Source organism: Micromonospora pallida, from assembly GCF_900090325.1.
Taxonomy (GTDB): Bacteria; Actinomycetota; Actinomycetes; order Mycobacteriales; family Micromonosporaceae; genus Micromonospora; species Micromonospora pallida.
In genome coordinates this window covers 4,105,518-4,124,338 of sequence record NZ_FMHW01000002.1, presented here as the reverse complement: position 1 = coordinate 4,124,338, position 18,821 = coordinate 4,105,518, and the positions used below count along the sequence as shown (strand labels likewise).

17 protein-coding genes are annotated in these 18,821 nt (G+C 74.3%); 8 read left to right on the top strand and 9 right to left on the bottom strand.

The genetic code is table 11. The annotated features are described in order from the left end of the window. Nucleotides 1-13: 13 nt before the first annotated feature. Nucleotides 14-1,783 (bottom strand): ATP-binding protein, encoded by a 1,770-nt coding sequence (locus GA0074692_RS16760; RefSeq protein WP_091645710.1) that lies wholly within the window; start codon nucleotides 1,781-1,783, stop codon nucleotides 14-16. 122 nt (nucleotides 1,784-1,905) lie between these two features. Then, on the bottom strand, nucleotides 1,906-2,652 hold the full coding sequence (locus GA0074692_RS16755) for a pyrimidine reductase family protein (protein WP_091645708.1): 747 nt from the start codon (nucleotides 2,650-2,652) through the stop codon (nucleotides 1,906-1,908). 150 nt (nucleotides 2,653-2,802) lie between these two features. Between GA0074692_RS16755 and GA0074692_RS16750 the strand changes: the two genes are divergently transcribed. Together GA0074692_RS16750 and GA0074692_RS16745 are read left to right on the top strand one after the other, a co-directional pair. After that, nucleotides 2,803-3,348, top strand: coding sequence for a plasmid pRiA4b ORF-3 family protein (locus GA0074692_RS16750; RefSeq protein ID WP_091645705.1), 546 nt, complete (start codon nucleotides 2,803-2,805; stop codon nucleotides 3,346-3,348). 12 nt (nucleotides 3,349-3,360) lie between these two features. Next, on the top strand, nucleotides 3,361-4,407 hold the full coding sequence (locus GA0074692_RS16745; protein ID WP_091645703.1) for a LacI family DNA-binding transcriptional regulator: 1,047 nt from the start codon (nucleotides 3,361-3,363) through the stop codon (nucleotides 4,405-4,407). A gap of 38 nt (nucleotides 4,408-4,445) precedes the next feature. On the opposite strand, the gene GA0074692_RS16740 is transcribed toward GA0074692_RS16745, so the two are convergent. Both GA0074692_RS16740 and GA0074692_RS16735 read right to left on the bottom strand, forming a co-directional pair. Next, the gene (locus GA0074692_RS16740) at nucleotides 4,446-5,660 is read right to left on the bottom strand and encodes an acyl-CoA dehydrogenase family protein (RefSeq protein ID WP_091645701.1); all 1,215 of its coding nucleotides are present in this window, start codon (nucleotides 5,658-5,660) and stop codon (nucleotides 4,446-4,448) included. Nucleotides 5,661-5,671: 11 nt separating this feature from the next. After that, nucleotides 5,672-6,769, bottom strand: a complete 1,098-nt coding sequence (locus tag GA0074692_RS16735; protein WP_091645698.1) for a phosphotransferase family protein — start codon at nucleotides 6,767-6,769, stop codon at nucleotides 5,672-5,674. A gap of 149 nt (nucleotides 6,770-6,918) precedes the next feature. Here GA0074692_RS16735 and GA0074692_RS16730 point away from each other — a divergent pair, with 149 nt between their 5' ends. Together GA0074692_RS16730 and GA0074692_RS16725 are read left to right on the top strand one after the other, a co-directional pair. Further along, entirely contained in the window at nucleotides 6,919-7,626 is a 708-nt protein-coding gene (locus tag GA0074692_RS16730) for an ACT domain-containing protein (protein WP_091653605.1), read from the top strand. Further along, a complete protein-coding gene (locus GA0074692_RS16725; RefSeq protein WP_091645696.1) occupies nucleotides 7,623-8,720 on the top strand; it encodes a GNAT family N-acetyltransferase in 1,098 nt (365 codons plus the stop codon). Before GA0074692_RS16730 ends, GA0074692_RS16725 begins: the two co-directional genes overlap by 4 nt. A 105-nt stretch (nucleotides 8,721-8,825) precedes the next feature. Here GA0074692_RS16725 and GA0074692_RS16720 read toward each other — a convergent pair whose 3' ends face one another. The 4 genes from GA0074692_RS16720 to bioB all read right to left on the bottom strand — a co-directional run bounded on the left by GA0074692_RS16720 (nucleotide 8,826) and on the right by bioB (nucleotide 13,391). After that, complete coding sequence (locus GA0074692_RS16720) at nucleotides 8,826-10,391, bottom strand: aldehyde dehydrogenase family protein (protein ID WP_091645694.1); 1,566 nt, start codon at nucleotides 10,389-10,391, stop codon at nucleotides 8,826-8,828. 455 nt (nucleotides 10,392-10,846) lie between these two features. Then, entirely contained in the window at nucleotides 10,847-11,806 is a 960-nt protein-coding gene (locus GA0074692_RS16715) for a PDDEXK family nuclease (protein ID WP_091645691.1), read from the bottom strand. 268 nt (nucleotides 11,807-12,074) lie between these two features. Further along, nucleotides 12,075-12,290, bottom strand: a complete 216-nt coding sequence (gene bsaP / locus GA0074692_RS16710; RefSeq protein ID WP_091653603.1) for a biotin synthase auxiliary protein BsaP — start codon at nucleotides 12,288-12,290, stop codon at nucleotides 12,075-12,077. A gap of 105 nt (nucleotides 12,291-12,395) precedes the next feature. Further along, the gene (gene bioB / locus GA0074692_RS16705) at nucleotides 12,396-13,391 is read right to left on the bottom strand and encodes a biotin synthase BioB (RefSeq protein ID WP_091645688.1); all 996 of its coding nucleotides are present in this window, start codon (nucleotides 13,389-13,391) and stop codon (nucleotides 12,396-12,398) included. A 308-nt stretch (nucleotides 13,392-13,699) separates the two neighbouring features. Here bioB and GA0074692_RS16700 point away from each other — a divergent pair, with 308 nt between their 5' ends. Genes GA0074692_RS16700 through GA0074692_RS16685 form a run of 4 tightly spaced genes read left to right on the top strand, consistent with a single transcriptional unit; the run spans nucleotide 13,700 to nucleotide 17,895 of the window. After that, nucleotides 13,700-14,875 (top strand): 8-amino-7-oxononanoate synthase, encoded by a 1,176-nt coding sequence (locus tag GA0074692_RS16700; protein ID WP_091653601.1) that lies wholly within the window; start codon nucleotides 13,700-13,702, stop codon nucleotides 14,873-14,875. Nucleotides 14,876-14,895: 20 nt separating this feature from the next. Continuing rightward, on the top strand, nucleotides 14,896-15,597 hold the full coding sequence (gene bioD, locus GA0074692_RS16695; protein WP_091653598.1) for a dethiobiotin synthase: 702 nt from the start codon (nucleotides 14,896-14,898) through the stop codon (nucleotides 15,595-15,597). 55 nt (nucleotides 15,598-15,652) lie between these two features. Further along, the gene (locus GA0074692_RS16690) at nucleotides 15,653-17,239 is read left to right on the top strand and encodes a sensor histidine kinase (RefSeq protein WP_091645687.1); all 1,587 of its coding nucleotides are present in this window, start codon (nucleotides 15,653-15,655) and stop codon (nucleotides 17,237-17,239) included. Continuing rightward, nucleotides 17,236-17,895: a response regulator gene (locus tag GA0074692_RS16685; RefSeq protein ID WP_218106683.1), complete on the top strand. Its 660-nt coding sequence runs from the start codon at nucleotides 17,236-17,238 to the stop codon at nucleotides 17,893-17,895. Before GA0074692_RS16690 ends, GA0074692_RS16685 begins: the two co-directional genes overlap by 4 nt. Nucleotides 17,896-18,020: 125 nt before the next feature. On the opposite strand, the gene GA0074692_RS35390 is transcribed toward GA0074692_RS16685, so the two are convergent. Further along, nucleotides 18,021-18,701: an alpha/beta hydrolase family protein gene (locus tag GA0074692_RS35390; protein ID WP_218106682.1), complete on the bottom strand. Its 681-nt coding sequence runs from the start codon at nucleotides 18,699-18,701 to the stop codon at nucleotides 18,021-18,023. Nucleotides 18,702-18,821: the final 120 nt, after the last annotated feature.

Below are 18,821 nucleotides of genomic sequence, written 5' to 3'. Positions count from 1 at the left end.
GCTGTTAACCCCTCTAGAACGGGATGTCGTCGTCGGAGCCGCCGGAGCCCACCACGGCGAACGGGTCGGCGGACTGGGTGATCGACCGGAGCGTCTCCGACGGGGCGTGGCCGGCCTCGGAGACCCGGGTGGCCCAGGCCGGGAAGGGGAACTCCAGGCAGAGCGGCACCGGGATGTCCGGTTGGTTGACGAACATCGTGCCCGGTTTGGCCAGCAGCGCCCGCTGCCGCTGGACCGGCGGGAGGAAGCCGTACTCCGGGCGGGACGCCTCGGCCGGGTCGAGCCGGCCGACCACCCGGATCGCCGAGTTGGTGACGATCCGCCGCTCCACCTCGCTCGCCGTCTGCTGGGCCCCGACCAGGATCACCCCGAGCGAGCGGCCCCGCTCGGCGATGTCCAGCAGCACCTCCTTGATCGGCGAGGAGCCCTCCCGGGGGGCGTACTTGTTCAGCTCGTCGAGGACGACGAAGAGCAGCGGCTTGGCGGTGCCGGCCTTCTCCTTGCGTTCGAACTCGCCGCGCAGTGTCACCCCGACGACGAACCGCTGCGCGCGGTCCGGCAGGTTGTGCAGGTCGACCACGGTGACCTGGGCGCTCTCCGCGGTGTTGATCGAGTGCGGGCGGCGGGTGGCGAGGTCACCCCGGATCAGCCGGCCCAGGTCCTTCTTGCTGCCGATCAGCCGTCGGGCGAAGGCGTTGACCGTGCCGATGCCGACCGCGCTGCCGGTCCAGTCGCTGCGGGTCTCGTCGTCGTTGAGCTGCTCGACGATGTGGTCGACCAGGTCGGTGTAGGAGCCCAGCCGGGTGCCGTCGATGCTCACCCCGCCGTCGGCGGGCTGGGCGTACCGGGCCAGGTGGGCGGTGACCGCGTGCACCACCATCGTGTACTGCTGGCGTTCGTCGTCGGCGTCGGCGAAGACGTACGGCAGGAGCCGGTCGGCGCAGAACTCGCTCAGCGTCCAGTAGAAGCTGTCCACGCCGGTGAGCCGGCTGCTGACGTCCGGTGTGCCGGAGGAGTCGCCGACCCGGGGCGGGGCGTGTACCCGCACGTCCGGGAAGGCCCCGGCGGCCAGGCCGAGCTTCGCGTACGCCGCCCGGGTGGCGTCGTCCAGCCGGGTGTTCGGGTGGTCGAGAAAGAGCAGGTCCTCGCCCTTGACGTTGAAGATCAACGCCTTGGCGTTGACCGCGTCGCCGCCGAGCACGCCGGAGCGGAACACCGAGTAGAGCAGGAAGGTGGCGAAGCTGGTCTTGGTGGCCACCCCGGAGATGCCGGAGATGGAGACGTGCGCGCCCCGGCTGCCGTCGAGGAAGTCGGCGTTCAGGTAGACCGGCACCCCGTCCCGGCCCGTACCCATCGGGATGCGCCGTTCCATCCGGTCGAAGTGCAGCGCCCGGGCCCGGGCGTCGCCCTCGGCGCGGCGGACCACCGCCCCGGGAGTGGGTGGGACGTACAGCTCCGGGTCGACCCGGGTGGTGGTGATCTCGGCGGCCTCCTGCACCTGGGCGGGGAGGGTGCCGTCGGCGATGGCGAAGACGTCCGAGTCGAACTGGGCGCCCTCGTGCCGGGCGCGGACCTGGGTGACCACCCCGGCGATCGTCACCGGCTCCCGGTCGGGCAGCTCGCGCCGGGTCACCACCACGTCGTCCAGTTGCAGGTAGCTGCCGTCGGAGACCGCCGTCCAGAACTGGAGCGGGGTGGCGTCGGCGGTGCCGAGCACCCGGCCCACCTCCTCGCCGGAGCCGTCGAAGGCGTCGCCGGCCGGCACCGGGCTGTCGTCGATCATCGCCGGGCTCCGCCGGCCGGGCTGTCGATCATCACCGGGCTCCGCTGGTCAGTCGCACTCGCTCAGGGCACACGTGCTGCATCCTGCCCCAGCCGTACGACAGGTTGCCAGTTTGCGCCCGGTCAGTCCCGGGCGTGGCGCAGCATCAGCACGCCGTCGTCGGTGGCGAGCACGTGCCGCAGCGGCAGGTCACGCGGCAGGCTGGCCGCCCCGGCGGTGATCCGGCCCGACCCGGGGCCGGCGAGCAGCGGCGCGACCGTCAGGCACACCTCGTCGACCAGGTCGGCGGCGGTGAGCGCGCCGAACAGCCGTGGCCCGCCCTCGCAGAGCAGGTGGTCGAGGCCGCGCCGGCGCAGTTCGGCCAGGCCGGCGGCCAGGTCCACCCGGTCGGTCCCGCAGCGGACCAGGTCGGCGACCTCGGTCAGGCCGGCGGGGGCCGGGGCGTCGGCCGTGGTCAGCACCACCGGGCGGACCGGGGCGTCGGCGAAGGCGGCCTGCGCCGGGTCGAGGCGGAGCGAGCCGGAGACCACCACAAGCGTCGGGTACGCGGCCAGTCCGTGCGCCCGCCGCCAGTCCCGCCGGGCCTCGTCGAGGCGTACCGCCCGGTAGCCCTCGTGTCGCAGGGTGCCGGCGGCCACCACGAGCGCGTCGCAGAGCATCCGGAGCAGTCCGAACACCCTTTTGTCCGGCTCCCCGGACAGGCCGGCCGAGTAGCCGTCCAGGGCGACCGCGCCGTCGATGCTGGTCACGAAGTTGACCCGGAGCCGGGGACGGTCGCCGCGATCGTAGAGGGCGGTGAGGGCCGCGTCGTCCAACGGCCCGGTGGCCGGTCCCGGCCAGGCACGGTGGATCGGGATCTGGACGCTCATTCGCTCGCCGGACCGGTGACCGGAGGGGTCGGTCCGGGGGTACGGTGCTGACAGTCGCACCAGTTCCGGCCCGGGCAGTCACCGTGCCGTTTCGCCCGGCACGCTCGGCAGATCATGCTGGCAGCCTATGCCGAGGGAGGATGGGACAGCATGCCCCGTCAGATCTTCCAGTTACGGGTCTCCCTGGCCGGGGTCCGTCCGCCGGTCTGGCGGAGAGTGCTGGTCCCCGGCGGGTACACCCTGGACCGGGTGCACCGCGTGGTGCAGTACGCCATGGGGTGGCAGGACTGCCACCTGCACTGCTTCGAGATCGACGGGACGCAGTACGGCGTACCCGACCCGGACGACGGGCTGCCGTTGCGCGACGAGCTGGACACCCGGCTGGACGTGGTGGTGGGCAAGAGCAGCCGCTTCCGCTACACCTACGACTTCGGTGACTGGTGGGAGCACGACCTGGTGGTCGAGGACGTGCTGACCGCCGACCCGGACGAGCGCTACCCGACCTGCCTGGACGGGGAGGGGGCCTGCCCGCCGGAGGACGTCGGTGGCCCGTCCGGTCACCGGGTCCTGCTCGACGCCCTGGCTGATCCGGCCCATCCCGAGCACGACGCGATGCGCGACTGGCTGGGCCGTCCCTTCGACCCGACGACCTTCGACGCCGGCCGCGCCAGCACCCTGCTGCGCCGACTCTGCTGACCGGAGCCGACGATGACGATCCAGCGCACCCGTTCGCTCGGGCGTCCGACCCTCGACGCGGTGGCGGCCCGCGCCGGTGTCGGGCGTGGCACGGTCTCCCGCGTGGTCAACGGCTCGCCGCAGGTGAGCCCGGAGGCCCGGGCCGCGGTGCAGCAGGCCATCGCCGAGCTGGGGTACGTGCCGAACCGGGCCGCCCGTGCCCTGGTCACCCAGCGGACCGACGCGGTGGCCCTGGTGGTCTCGGAGTCCGGGGAACAGGTCTTCGCCGAGGCCTTCTTCACCGGCATCGTCCGGGGGGTCAGCACTGGGCTGCTGGGGACTCCGATGCAGCTCTGGCTCGCCCTGGCCCGGTCGCCGCTCGAGCGGGAGCGGGTCGAGCACCACCTCACCAGCCAGCACGTCGACGGCGTACTGCTGCTCTCCCGGCACGACGCGGACCCGCTGCCCACCCTGCTGGCCGAGCGCGGCCTGCCGACCGTGCTCGGCGGTCGGCCGGCGCGGATGCCGCGTCCCGGCGCGCAGCCGGCCCACTTCGTGGACGTGGACGACGTCGGCGGTGCCCGGCAGGCGGTGGAGTACCTGGTCGGCAAGGGGCGGCGACGGATCGCCACCATCGCCGGCCCGCAGGACACCGGCGCCGGCCGGGCCCGGTTGACCGGCTACCGGGAGGCCGTCGCGGCCAGCGAGGGCCAGGTCGACCCCGCGATGATCGCGTACGGGGACCTCAGCGAGGCCAGCGGCGCCGCCGGCATGCGCCAACTCCTGGCGTCCCGCCCCGACCTGGACGCCGTCCTCGTGGCCTCCGACCTGATGGCGTGCGGGGCGCTGCGTGCGCTGCGCGAAGCCGGCCGGCGGGTGCCCGAGGACGTGGCGATCATCGGGTACGAGGACTCGCCGATCGCCCGGCAGTCGGATCCACCGCTGACCACGGTCGCCCAGCCGATCGAGGAGATGGGCCGGCAGATGGCCCGGCTGCTGGTCGCCCGAATCCGGGGCGAGGCCCTCCCCGCCCCCCACGTCCTCCTACCTCCCCACCTGATCCCCCGCATCTCCGCCTGACCCGTCCACCCACCCCGCGCCCCGCGTGCCGCGACGGGTCAGGTGGTGTAGGGGCGGAGTTCGCGGCGGGCGAGGGAGGCGCGGTGGACCTCGTCGGGACCGTCGGCGAGGCGGAGGATGCGGGCCTGCGCCCAGAGCGTGGCCAGTGGGGTGTCCTGGCTGACCCCGGCGCCGCCGTGCGCCTGGATGGACTTGTCGATCACCCATTCCGCCATCGCCGGCGCCGCGATCTTGATGGCCTGGATCTCGGTGTGCGCGCCCTTGTTGCCGACGGTGTCCATCAGCCAGGCGGTCTTGAGCACCAGCAGCCGGGCCTGCTCGATCCGCACCCGTGCCTCGGCGATCCACTCCTGGACCACGCCCTGCTCGGCCAGCGGCCGGCCGAACGCCACCCGGTCGACCACCCGCCGGCACATCAGCTCCAGCGCGCGTTCGGCCATCCCGACCAGCCGCATGCAGTGGTGGATACGCCCCGGGCCGAGCCGGGCCTGGGCCATGCCGAAACCGCCCCCCTCCACGCCGACCAGGTTCGCCACCGGCACCCGGACGTCGGTGAAGTCGATCTCGGCGTGCCCGCCGTGCGCGGCGTCGGTGTACCCGAACACGGTCATGCCCCGGCGGACCGTCACACCGGGCGTGTCCCGGGGCACCAGGAGCATGCTCTGCTGCTTGTACCGTTCACCGTCCGGGTTGGTCTTCCCCATCACGATCAGCAGCTCGCAGCGTGGGTCCATCGCCCCGGACGACCACCACTTCCGCCCGTTGACGACGTACTCGTCGCCGTCCCGGACGATCCGGGTGGCGATGTTGGTGGCGTCGGAGGAGGCGACCCCCGGCTCGGTCATGCAGAACGCCGAGCGGATCTCGCCGGCCAGCAGCGGACGCAACCAGCGTTCCTGCTGCTCCTCGGTGCCGAACGCGGCGAGCAACTCCATGTTGCCGGTGTCCGGCGCGGCGCAGTTGAGGGCCTCCGGGGCCAGGTGCGGGCTGCGGCCGGTCAGTTCGGCGAGGGGAGCGTACTGGAGGTTGGTCAGGCCGGCGCCGTGGCGCGGGTCGGGGAGGAAGAGGTTCCACAGGCCCCGGGTCCGGGCCTCGGCCTTCAGTTCGGCCAGCACCGGCGGACGCGTCCACGGGTCACCGGCGGCGGCCACCTGCTCGGCGTGTACCGCCTCGGCCGGATAGACCTGCTCCTCCAGGAACCGCAGCAGCGCCGTACGCAGTTCGGTGGTCCGGGCGTCGAAGTCGAAGTCCATGTGTCCCCTCGTCAGTCGTGGGCGCCGGTGGCGGCCAGGCCGTGTGCGACCAGCGGGGCCACCAGCTCGCCGATCCGGTCGAACCCCTCGCCGAGGGTCTGCCCGAGGGTGTGCCGGAAGTGGATCCCCTCGCAGATCACGGCGAGCTTGAAGCAGCCCAGCGCCAGGTGCCAGTGCAGCGGGCCCACGTCGATGTCGGCGCGGCCGGCGTACCGCTCGATCAGCTCGGTGCCGGTGGGGAAGCCGGCGCGTGGGCCGAGCCCGTCGGCCACCGGGTTGCCGGCGGCGAGGTCCGAGTCGCCCAGCACGTTCCAGTACGTCAGCAGCAGGCCCAGGTCGGCCAGCGGGTCGCCGAGCGTGGCCATCTCCCAGTCGAGCACCGCACGGACGGCGACCGGGTCGACGGTGGCGAGGAGGTTGTCCAGCCGGTAGTCGCCGTGCACGATCCGGCCGGCGTTCGCCCCCTCCGGAACGGTCGCGGCGAGCCGGTCGCGCAGCTCGTCGATGTCCGGCAGCGGCCGGCTGCGGGACTTCTCGAGCTGGCCGGCCCACCGGCGTACCTGACGGGCGAGGTAACCGTCCGGACGACCGAAGTCGGCGAGCCCCACCTCGGCCGGCGGCACCGAGTGCAGCGTGGCGAGGGTGTCCATCATCGCCATGGCCAACTCCCGCCGCTGCCCGACGGTGAGCCGGTCGGTCTGGGTACGGCTGCGGTAGACCACCCCGTCGACCCGCTCCATCAGGTAGAACGGCGCGCCGATCACCGCCGGGTCGGCGCAGAGCAGCAGGGGCGTCGGCACCGGCACCCCGGTCGGGGCGAGCGCACTGATCACCCGGTGCTCACGGGTCATGTCGTGCGCGGTGGCCAGGACGTGACCCAACGGCGGCCGGCGGAGCACCACCTGCCGGTCGCCGACGGTCAGCAGGTAGGTCAGGTTCGACTTGCCGCCGGCGATCAGCCGGGCGTGCAGCGGAGCCCCGGCCAGGTCGGGCCGGTGGGTGGCGAGGTGGAGAGCGAGCCGGTCCAGGTCGAGCCCACCTGGGGGCGTCCCGGCGGGGGACGCCGAGCCGCTCCCCGGCCCGTGCGCATCGACGGCCGGATCGGTCATCGCAATAGTTGATGGCATTCACGATCGTCGTGTCAAGACGTGGTTATCGCCCGGGTTACTGTGCGGCAACAGAGGTGAAACGGCCGTCCGCCACGCTGGGGACCAGCCTGCCGGACGTGTACCGGCCCGCCGAGCGATGGGGGACAGACATGCTGCTGAGAGTTCGGGTGACCCTGCCGGACCGACCCGGCACGCTCGGCCAGGTGGCCCGCACCCTGGGCGTCTCCGGCGCCGACATCGTCCAGGTGGTGGTGCTGGAACGGCTCGGTGGTCGCGCGGTCGACGACTTCACCGTCGTCTGGCCGGGCGCCGGCCGGCTGGACCGGCTGATGGCCGGTCTCACCGCGATCCCCGGTGTCCGGGTGGACGGGGTGTGGCAGGCGATCGGCTCGCCCACCGCCACCGGTCAGGACGCCGAGCTGCTCGCCCAGGTGGCGGCGAACCCGGCCGACGGGCTGGCCACCCTGGTCGACGCGGTGCCCGGTCTGCTGGCGGCGGACTGGGCGGTGGCCGCCGCCGTCCCCACCGACTGGGCCTCCTCCGGCGGTGGCCCGACCACCGTCGGGTACGCGAGCTGGCGTACCCCGGAGCAGCCGACCCTGCCGGAGGTGACCCCGCTGCGGCCCCGCGCGATGACCGCACCCGACGGCGGCCACTACGCGGTCGCGCCGTTCGGCCGGGCCGGGCTGGTGCTGGTGGTGGCCCGGGGCGCGGCGGAGCCGTTCTTCCCGGCCGCGTTCCACCGCACCGAGCTGGACCGGCTGGCCCAGTTGGTACGCGCCAGCGCGGTGATCCTGGGCGACCGGCTCGACCTGGCGGGCGCCCCGGCGACCCCGGCCCCCGGGCGGCGGCCGTGACCCTCTGGCGGATTCGGGCCACGGTGGACGACCGGCCGGGCTACCTGTCGGTGCTCACCGCCAGCCTCGCACTGCGCGGGGTGAACATCCTCGCCGTGCAGGTGCACACCACCGAAGCCGGCGCGGTGGACGACTTCCTGGTCGACGCGCCGGACACCCTCGGCGAGGCCGACCTGCTCGCCGCCGTCGAGAAGGGGCGGGGCCGCAACTGCTGGATCGCCCGCAGCGAGGCGCGTGGCCTGGTCGACCAGCCCACCCGGGTGCTCGGGCTAGCCACCCGGCTGGTGCGCGACCCGGACGGCATCGGTACGGCGCTGCGCGCCCTGCTCGGCGCGGAGACGGTGACCTGGCGTCCGGTGCCCACCGCCAGCGGCGGAGCGAGTGGCGGCGGGGCGACCAGCGGTGGGGCGAGTGGCGGTGGGGTGACCGGTGTCGACGGCACCCGGATGCACCTCGCCGACGGCACCGGCGGCTTCTTCGACCTGTCCCGCGCCGCACCGGACTTCACCCCGGCCGAGTACGCCCGGGCACAGGCGCTGGTCGAACTGGCGACCACCGTCGCGCGCCGGGCCGCCGAACAGGTCACCCTGGTCCTGCCCGACGGCACCGAGCTGGGGGTACGCCCCGCCGGGCCGGAGGACCTCACCGCCGTACTGCGGCTGCACGAACAGTGCTCGGCGCGGAGCCTGCACCGCCGCTACCTGAGCGGGGCGGGGCAGCCGTCACCGGAGCGGCTGCGGCGGCTGCTCGAGCGGGGGACGGCCCTGGTCGCCGTCGAGCCGGACGCCGCCGGTTCGGCGGAGTCGGTGGTCGCGATGGCGAACCTGGTCGGCGAGGGAGACCAGGCTGAGGCGGCGCTGCTGGTCAGGGACGACCGGCAGCGCCGTGGCCTCGGCAGCGCGCTGCTGCGCCGGTTGGTCGTCCACGCCGACCGGGCCGGGTACGCGGCGCTGGAGCTGCATGTCCACACCGGGAACGCCCCGATGCTGCGGACCCTGCACCGGCTCGGCCGCCCGATGAGCCTGGACCGGGACGGCTCGGTGGTCACCGCCACGCTTCCGCTCGCCGCCGGCCATCGTCCGGTCCAGGTGTAGCCGTTTTCGCCGGTCCCACCGCCGGGCCGCGCCGCTGAGCCGCCGGGCCGTGCCGTGGGGCCGCCGCCGTCGTGAGCGACGACTGCGGCGGCCCCACGTCGTGCGTCAGGTCGCCGGGTAGCTGCTGTAGTCGGGGAAGTTGCCGTAGAGGCGCCCCTCGCCGACCGTGACCGCCTGCACCAGCAGGTCACCGCCGACGAACGCGCCCTTCCAGGAGGCGCCCCGACCACCGAACGCCTCGTCCCGGTCGCCCCGGGAGCGCGGCGTGTTGATGCCGACCTTGAACGCCTGGAGGTCCACCGCCAGCTTTCCGGCCAGTTCCTCGTCGTCGCAGGCGAGGCTGGCGACCAGCGCGCCGTTGGAGGCGTTCATCGCGGCGAGCAGCTCGTCGGTGGTGTCCACGACCACGATCGTGTCCACCGGGCCGAACGGCTCGGCGTGCATCAGCCGGGAACGGCCGGGCGGGGCGAGCAGCACCGACGGGGCCACGTACGCCGAGGTGTCCTGGCCGTCCAGGAACGGTGCGCCGTCGAGCTTGCCCCGGTAGATCGGGACCGCCCCGCCGCGTACCGCCTCGTCGACCTTGCGGCGCAGCTCGTCGGCCTTGGCGCCACTGATCAGCGGGCCGAAGTCCAGCTCGGGCAGGGGGTCACCGGCGGACCAGTCGTCGCCGACGGCGAGCGGGTGGCCGAACCTGACCGAGCGGACCACCGGCAGGTACATGTCCAGGAACTCGTCGACCAGGTCGCGCTGCACGACGAAGCGCGGGTACGCGGTGCAGCGCTGCTTGCCGTACTCGAAGCCCTTCTTCAGGTGCTTGGCGAGCATGTCCCACTGGGAGAACTCCCAGATGCCCCAGGCGTTGAGCCCCTCCTGCTCGATGAAGTGGCGCTTGTCCGAGTCGAGCAGCGCGGCGGCGACCTTCCCACCGTTGGAGCGCCCGCCGACGAAAGCCACCGCACCGATCTCCGGAGCCCGGACGAGCACCTCGGACAGTTCCTCCCCGCCGCCGGAGACGAGCGTGGTGGGCAGCCCGGCCCGGCGCATCAGCGCGTGGGCGACGGTCAGGCAGACCGCCCCGCCCTGGGAGGGGGTCTTGGCGATGACCGCGTTGCCGGCGAGGAGTTGGACCAGTTCGGCGTGGACCAGCACGCTCATCGGATAGTTCCAGCTGGCGATGTTGCTGACCGGGCCGGGGAGGGGCTCGCGTCCGTCGGCGAGCATCCGGTCGATCTCGTCGACGTACCAGCGGACGCCGTCCAGGGCCCGGTCCACGTCGGCGCAGGCCAGCCGCCACGGCTTGCCGATCTCCCAGACCAGCAGGAGAGCCAGCAGGTCGCGGTGGGCGCTGAGGGCGTCGAGCGCGTCGGTCACCCGGGCCTTCCGCTCGGCGAGCGGGGTATCGGCCCAGTCGCGGTGTGTGGCAGCGGCGGAGACCACTGCGGCCCGGGCTGTGGCGGCGTCCAGCCGGGGCAGGTTGACCAGGACGGTGTTGTCCACCGGGGTACGGACCGGGCTGGGGGTGCCCACCGAGGCCCAGGCGCCCTCGACGAGGTTGCGCAGGGTGGTGGTGCCGTCGGCGCCGGTGGGGTCGAACGCCTCGGGGGCGGCCTGGACGGCACGGGCCAGGGTGTCTGCCCAGGCGGTGCCGTCGGCGAGTCGTAGAGCCATCGCGATCTCCTCAGGGTCTTCCAGTGGAGCGGCGGCATCGACGGCACCGCTTGGCGGTACTGTCCCGTGTCCCGATCGCCGGCGGCAACAGTACGTTCGTATGCCAGGACGGCCGGTCACGCGCGGGAGCCGAAAGATTCGACCCGGCGGAGCGCGCATCTCCCTGCTGAGCTGCTCTTACGGCCCGAACTCTATCGTAGATTGTCGATGATGTGATCCAGGTCGACGGGTCGGTGGAGGGCTTCCCGGCCGGTTCGGCCAAGGGTTGCCCGGTCACGCCGGGTGGCTGTCGGGCAATAGTGATCAGCGACACTGATCAATTTGTCTGGCCGCTGCGGATGCCAAGCCCGCCGACTACGCCCGCCGCCGCCCGCGTGCACCCACGCCGCCGTCGCGCGCTCACCGCTGAGATCTTGGACAGTTACCGTCATCGCTGGACGGTAACTGTCCAAGATTCACCCTGTCGGGTGCCAACCGGCGGCGGTCAGGGCGCGGTGGAGATCTGCGGCGACCTCCGCCGGGCGGGCACGGACCAGCCAGGCGGGGAAGCGCAGGATCCGGTCACCCGCCGTCCAGACATCGTTCTGCCGCCGCATGTCCGCCGCCCACTGGCGTACGTCCATGTGGTGCGCGCCGTCGATCTCCACATGCAGCCGGTACGCCCGCCAGTGCGCGTCCAGCCACCGGATCCGGCCGGACGCGTCGGCGCGCCGGTGCTGGAGATTCGGTCGGGGCAGCCCGTAGCGCCGACAGAGACGGACGAAGTCGATCTCCGACAGGGCCTGCGCACCGCCGGCGATGTCCTCGACGGTCTGCCGGATGAGCTGCCGACGAGGCGCCCGGGGCAGGGTAGCCAACACCGTGCGCAGTTCCCCGGGCAGCACCCGGCGTTGCTGGCAACCGGCGGCCAGCACCGCCTGGGCCTGCGCCTCGTCGCGCGCCCAGCCGGCCGCGTCCACCAGCGCACGGGCGGTGGTGGTACGGGGCGGCCGGCCGAGCTGGAGATGCTCCGGCGGGAGCACGGAGGCGCGGTGCACGAGTACGGCCGCCATGTCGATCGGCAGCCGGCGAAGTGCCGTCCGAGCGGCGCGTCGTTCGGCCGGGACCAGTACGTGCAGCGGTTCCTGGGGCAGCCCACGGACACCCGCCTCGGTGGCGGCCGTGGTCCCGCCCAGCACGGCACCCGCCCCGGCGACCAGCACCGCCACCCAGAGTTGCTGGTCCCGGGTCAACCGGCCGTTTCCGGTCAGCACGATGCCCCGACAGATCGACCGCCAGCGACCGGTCCGGATTCGGCTGCGGACCAGACCCTCGGTCAGCAGACTGGTCGCCTGCGCGGTGGTGAGGATTCCGGACTGCTCGAACGCCAGCCAGTCCAGCGCCGTGGCGTCGTCGCGGGGAAGATCGGGGAACATCCCGCCGAGTCTGACCCGGCTAGCCGCGCCCCGCCGCCAGATCTTGGACAGTTACCGTCGCGAGTGGACGGCAACTGTCCAAGGTCTCCTCGCAGGGGCGCGCCCGGGCGGGCCGGGAGCGCTCCGACGGGCCAGGCGCGCCGCGCCGCGGTGGGTGACCCTCGGCGGGCCAGGCGACCCGGGCGCGCCGCGGTGGGTGACTCTCGGCGGGGCGGGGCGGGGCGGGGGCGGGTGAGTCTCGGGTGGGCCGTGGTGGGTGGGGAGCGGGTCAGCCCTCGGTCGGGCCGTGTTCGACGCAGGTGGCCCGCCAGCCGGTCGGCAGCACCTGGACCTTCATCCGGCGGCGGCAGTACGCGCAGAACCGGGGCGGCTCGAACGTCCGGGCCGCCCGGCACGCCTCGTGCGTGTCAACCTGTTCCGGCTCACCGCACCGGTCGCACCACTCCGCGACCACGGCCGTGCCGCCCGGTGCCGCGCCATCCACCGCCGCGACGCCCGCCGCCGTGCCCGCCGTCGGGCTGACCGCGACCGGGGTACGGACGACGCCCGCCGCCTCACCCTCGTACATGGTTGGTGCTCCCGTTCACCGTCACAGCGTCGCGGAGAGCGCCTTGACCGGCATCTTCAGGTCGTCGAGGAGCTTGAGGTCGTCGGTCGCCGGTCGACCCAGGGTGGTCAGGTAGTTGCCCACGATCACCGCGTTGATACCGCCGAGCAGGCCCTCCCGGGTGCCCAGGTCACCGAGGGTGATCTCGCGCCCGCCCGCGTACCGGAGAATGGTGCGCGGCATGGCCAGCCGGAACGCGGCGATGGCGCGCAACGCGTCCTTCCCCTCGACCACCGGCCGGTCACCCAGCGGGGTGCCCGGACGCGGGTTGAGGAAGTTCAGCGGGACCTCGTGCGGGTCCAGCTCGGCGAGCTGCGCGGCGAACTCGGCGCGCTGCTCGACCGTCTCGCCGAGGCCGAGGATGCCGCCGCAGCAGACCTCCATGCCGGACTCGCGGACCATCCGCAGCGTCTCCCAGCGCTCCTCCCACGAGTGCGTGGTGACCACGTTCGGGAAGTAGGAGCGGCAGGTCTCCAGGTTGTGGTTGTACCGGTGTACGCCCATGTCGACCAGCTCGTCGACCTGCTCCTGGTTGAGCATGCCCAGCGACGCGGCGACCTGGATGTCCACCGCCGCCCGGATCGCCGCCACGCCCTCGCGCATCTGCTTCATCAGCTTCGCGTCCGGGCCGCGCACGGCGGCCACGATGCAGAACTCGGTCGCCCCGGTGGCGGCGGTCTGCTTCGCCGCCTCGACCAGCGACGGGATGTCCAGCCAGACCGACCGGACCGGGGAGGCGAAGAGACCGGACTGCGAGCAGAAGTGGCAGTCCTCGGGGCACCCGCCGGTCTTCAGCGAGACGATGCCCTCCACCTCGACCTCCGGGCCGCACCAGCGCATCCGTACCTCGTGAGCCAACTGGAGCGCTTCGGTCAGGTGCTCGTCGGGCAGGTTCAGCACAGCGAGGACCCCGGCCTCGTCGAGGCCGACGCCGTTCTCCAGCACCTGGGTTCGGGCCTGGTCGAGGATCTCTGGCATGGCTCGTACCCTACAAGGCTGGCCGGGTGGCACCCATCCCCGCTTTCCCCGCCTCCAGCCGACGCCGAGCCGCGCCCCGGACGGGGAGCCGGGCCCGCCGGGACAGGGCAGAGGTGGGCCGCCCGGGGCCGGGCCGGTGGGCCGCTCGGGATGGGGCAGCCGGGCCGCTCGGGATGGGGCAGGTGGGCTGCCCGGGTGGCGGGGGGCGAGCCGCGCCACGCCGGTACGTCCGGCACGGGTGGTAACTTCCCCCGGCGGAACGGTCGCCGGGCCTGGCGACGAGGTCGGCGCGAGCGGGGGGAGTGACGGTGGCGGACTGGCTGGCGACGCTCGAGCGCCGTGCCGAACTGCGGGCGAAGGCGGGACTGACCCGGCGACTGCGACCTCGGAGCGCGGACGACGCCGTCATCGATTTGGCCGGCAACGACTACCTCGGTCTCGCCACCCACCCCGAGGTCACCGGTGCCGCGACGGCGGCGCTGCGGGCGTACGGGCTGGGTGCGACCGGGTCGCGGCTGGTGCGCGGCTCCACGTACGTGCACCAGGACCTGGAGGACGCCCTCGCCGACTGGCTCGGCACGGAACGCGCCCTGGTCTTCTCCTCCGGCTACCTGGCCAACCTCGGGGCGCTGCGGGCCCTCGTCCAGCCGCGCACCCTGCTCGTCTCGGACGCACACAACCACGCCTCCCTGATCGACGGCTGCCGGATCTCCGGGGCGGAGACCGTGGTCACCCCGCACGCCGACGTGGCCGCCGTACAGGCGGCCCTCGCCGCCGCGCCCGGCCGGCCGGCGGTGGTGGTCACCGAGTCGGTCTTCTCCGTCGACGGGGACCTCGCCCCGCTCGCCCGGCTACACGAGGTGGCCCGCCGCCACGGTGCGCTGCTGCTGGTCGACGACGCGCACGCGCTGGGGGTGACCGGACCGGCCGGGGCCGGCGCGGTGGTCGCCGCCGGACTCGCCGGCGCGCCGGACGTGGTGGTCACCGCGACCCTCTCGAAGTCCCTCGGTGGCGTGGGCGGGGTGGTGGCCGGTCCCGCCCCGTTCGTCCGGCACCTGGTGGAGACCGGCCGGACCTTCATCTTCGACACCGCGCTCCCACCGGCGATGGCCGCCGGGGTGCGGGCCGCCGTCGAACTCGCCCGGACCCGCGACGACCTGCGCGCCGAACTCGTCGACCGGGGGGCCCTGACGGTGCGTCGACTGCGCGCCGCCGGGTTGACCGTCTCCACGCCCGCCGCCGGGGTGGTGTCGGTGACCGCCCCCGGACCGGAGGCCGCCACGACATGGGCCGAGGACTGTGGGGAGCGGGGGGTGGCGGTCGGCTGCTTCCGTCCGCCCTCCACCCCCGATCCGCGGTCCCGGCTGCGACTGACCCTCAACGCCGGGGTACCCCGGTCCGACTTCGAGCAGGCGTTGGACGTCGTCGTGGCGTGCGCGCCGGAGGGGGCGCGGGACGGACAGCGGGTCGGGGTGGACGCGTGACCGCCCCGTGGCAGGGGGCGGTGCTGGTCACCGGCACCGACACCGAGGTCGGCAAGACGGTGGTGACCGCGGCCGTGGCCGCCGCCGCGCAGGCCGCCGGGCTGCGGGTCGCCGTGGTCAAGCCCGGCCAGACCGGTACGGCCACCGGTGAGCCCTCCGACGTCGACAGCGTGACCCGGCTGGCCGCCCCGCTGACCGGCCGTACGTTGGCCAGTTTCCCCGACCCGCTCGCCCCGCTGACCGCCGCCCGGGTGGCGGAGCTGGAGCCGCTGGAGCTGGACCGGGTGATCGACGCGGTCCGCGAGGAGGTGGACAAGCACGACCTGGTGCTCGTCGAGGGGGCCGGCGGGCTGCTCGTACCGATGGGGCTGCGTCCCTCCGGCGAGGCCTGGACGGTGGCCGACCTGGCGGTGGCGCTCGGCGCGCCCGCCGTGGTGGTGGCCCGGGCCGGGCTGGGCACCCTCAACCACACCGCACTGACCCTCGAGGCGCTGGAGCGCCGGGCGGTGCCGGCCGGGGTGGTGATCGGCGCCTGGCCGGTCGAGCCGGAGCTGGTGCACTGGACGAACCTGGGCGAACTGGTGCCGAAGCTGCTCGGCGCGCTGCCCACCGGAGCCGGGGCGATGGACCCGGGGGTGTTCCGCCGGTCCGCCCCGGGCTGGCTCACTCCCGCCCTGCACGGGGTGCTCGACGACTGGCGGGCCTGGGCCGAGGAGATCTGAACCACCCACTTTCGGCAGTGCCGCCCCGCCCCGCCGGTGGGTAGCCTCCGGGAACGTGCGGGCACTCTACGGGCGGATCGACGGTGGCAGGCGGCGGCTGCTGGGGGACGGGCTGCTCGGTGTGCTGCTCGCCGCGCCGATCACGTACCCCCGGCTGACCCCGCCATACTCCTGGTCGACGCTGCTGTTGCTGTTCGGCGCGCTGCTGGTGCTCGGCGCGGCGGTGGCGCTGGCCTGGCGGCGACCCCTGCCGGCGCTGGTGCTGGTGGTGCTCGGTTCGTCCGTCGACGGGAACTTCGTCTTCGCCATCCCGGTGTTCAGCTACCTGGTCGGCCGGCGGGACGCGCGGGCCGCGCCCGCCGCGGTGGTCTTCGCGGTGACCGCGGTCGTCGGTTCGCTGCTCAACCTGGGGCTGTTCGGCGCCCGGCCGCGTACCTGGTTCCTGCTCGCCACCGTGCTCATCTTCGCCGGGGTGTTCCCGTGGCTGGTCGGCCGGTACCTCCGCCAGCAACACGCGCTGCTGGTGGCCGGCTGGGAGTACGCCGAGTCGGTGCGCCGGGAGCAGTGGGGGGCCGCCGAGCGGGTACGGCTGCGGGAACGGGCCCGGATCGCCCGGGACATGCACGACTCACTCGGCCACGGCCTCAGCCTGATCGCGCTCCGGGCCGGCGCGCTGGAACTGGCCCCCGACCTCGACCCCCGGCACCGGGCGGCCGCCGCCGACCTGCGGGCGAGCGTGACCGCCGCGACCGGGCGCCTCGGCGAGATCGTCCGGGTGCTCCGGGCGGACGCCGGACCGGCCGCCCTCGACCCGGCCGACGACGTGGCCGCGCTGGTGGCCGGCGCCCGGGAGGCGGGGATGGCGGTCGAGCTGCGCGGCGACCCGGTCGACGCCGACCTGCCCGAGCTGACCGGCGTGGCCCTGCGCGGGCTGGTCCGGGAGGCGCTCACCAACGCTGCCCGGTACGCGCCCGGCGCCCCGGTCACCGTGACGGTGTGCCGGGCTCCGGAGCGGGTCGAGGTGTCCGTGGTGAACGACCGGCCGCCGGTGCCCCCGCCCCGGTCGGCGTCGACCGGATCGGGGCTGCTGGCGCTCGGCGAGCGGGTCCGGCTCGCCGGCGGCACCCTCGACGCCGGCCCTCGCGACGGCGGGTTCGCCGTGCTGGCCCGCTTTCCCCGTACCCCCACCGGACCCGTCCCCACCGGACCCGTCCCCACCGGACCCGTCCCCACCGGACCTGCCCCTGCCCCGCCGTGGGAAGCGGAAGCCGTGCCGGTGGCGGCCGGGGTCGGCTGGTCCGGGCTGACGCCGTCGGGGCGGTTCGGCGATGCCCGGCGGCGGGTCCGGCGCAGCCTGCTCGTCGCGGTCGGGGCCCCGGTCGCGCTGGCCGGACTGCTGGCGCTGGTCTACCACCCGTTCGTCACCGCCGACGCCGTGCTCGACTCGGCGGCGTACGAGCGGATGCGCCCCGGCCAGGCCCGCGCCGAGCTGGCCGGCCTGCCCCGCCGACAGGTCGAGGCCCCGGTCGACGCGCCCGCCGGGTGCGAGTACTACACCGACGGGAACTTCCCGCTGGCCCAGCCGGCCTACCGGCTCTGCTTCCGGCAGGGTCGGCTGGTCGAGAAGGAACGGATGCCGTGACGATCTCCGTGCTGCTCGCCGACGACGAGGGGATGATCCGGGCCGGGGTGCGGGCCATCCTCGCCACCGACCCGGGCATCGAGGTGGTCGCCGAGGCCGCCGACGGGCGCGCCGCCGTGGACCTCGTCCGGGCCCACCGTCCCCGGGTGGCGCTGCTGGACATCCGGATGCCCCGGCTGGACGGGCTGGCCGCCGCCGCCGAGATCCGCCGGCTGGTGCCCGGTACGGCGGTGGCCATGCTGACCACCTTCGGCGACGACGACCACGTGGTCCGGGCGCTCGGCGACGGGGCCACCGGCTTCCTGCTGAAGGCGGGTGACCCGCGGGAACTGCTGGCCGGGGTCCGGGCGGTGGCCGACGGCGGGGCGTACCTGTCGCCCCCGGTGGCGCGGCGGGTGATCGAGCTGGGCGGGTCGCGGATGGCGCGCGGGCCGGCGGCCCGGGACCGGCTGGCCGGGCTCACCGACCGGGAACGTGACGTGCTCGCCCTGGTGGGGGCGGGCCTGTCCAACGCCGCGATCGCCCGCCGCCTGCACCTGGTCGAGGGAACGGTCAAGGGCTACCTGTCGAGCGTGTTCACCCGGCTCGGCGTGCGCAACCGGGTGCAGGCGGCGATCCTCGCGTACGAGGCGGGCCTGGTCGACGCCGACGACTGAGCCGGCGGCGCGGCCCAACGCGGTCCAACGCGGCAAGCGCACCGCCCCGTAGCACGGTCCAACGCGGCAAGCGCACCACCAGCCGGCGGTACGCCGGGCGGGGTGCCCGCCCGGCGTACTTGGCCTCAGCGGAAGGTCACCTCGGGGTAGTCGGGGTGCGGGCCGTCGAGCAGCGGGGCGGGGCGGTCCCGCAGGTGCCGGTCGACGAAGGCCGCGACGTACTCCCGGGTGAGGAGCAGTTGCCGCTCCGCCGGGATGGCGCCCGGGTCGATGCCGAGCTGCGCGCCGAGGACCGGACGGTCGGTGAAGGACATGTGCCCGCTGCCGTGGACCGTCAGCCAGCGCTTCCAGCCGGTCAGGTCGGGCCAGTCCCGCAGCCAGCTGTGGTCCGCCGGACGTTCCGCGCCGACCAGCATGACCGGCCGCGTGGTCGGGCCGGTCGGGACGAACAGCGTCCCGTCGAGGTCGGCGGCGGCGTCCACCCGGGCGTCGGTGACCAGGGTCCGGACCGCCGACGCGCCGCCGATGGAGTGGCCGGCCATGGCGACCCGTTGCGGGTCGACGAAGCCCCGCCAGACCGGGTGCGCCCCGGTGAGCCGGTCGAGCAGGAACGACACGTCGGCGGTTCGCCCCTGGATCACCTTCTGCGCCGTACCGTCGCCCCACTCGTCGCAGGCGAAGCACTCGGCGACCCGGCCGTCCGGGAACTCCACGCCGCGCGCCTCGTACGGGTGGTCGACGCCGGCGACCACGTAGCCCCGGCTGGCCAGGTCCTCGGCGAGCCCGGTGAGCGACTCCCGGCTCAACGAGAAGCCGGGGAGAGGACCACCAGCGGCCAGCCGTGCCGGTTCGGCCGGACCGGCACGTCCCGCCGGGCGTGCGTACGGACCGTGGTGAGCACGTCCGGGGCAGTGGCAGCCCCTCGG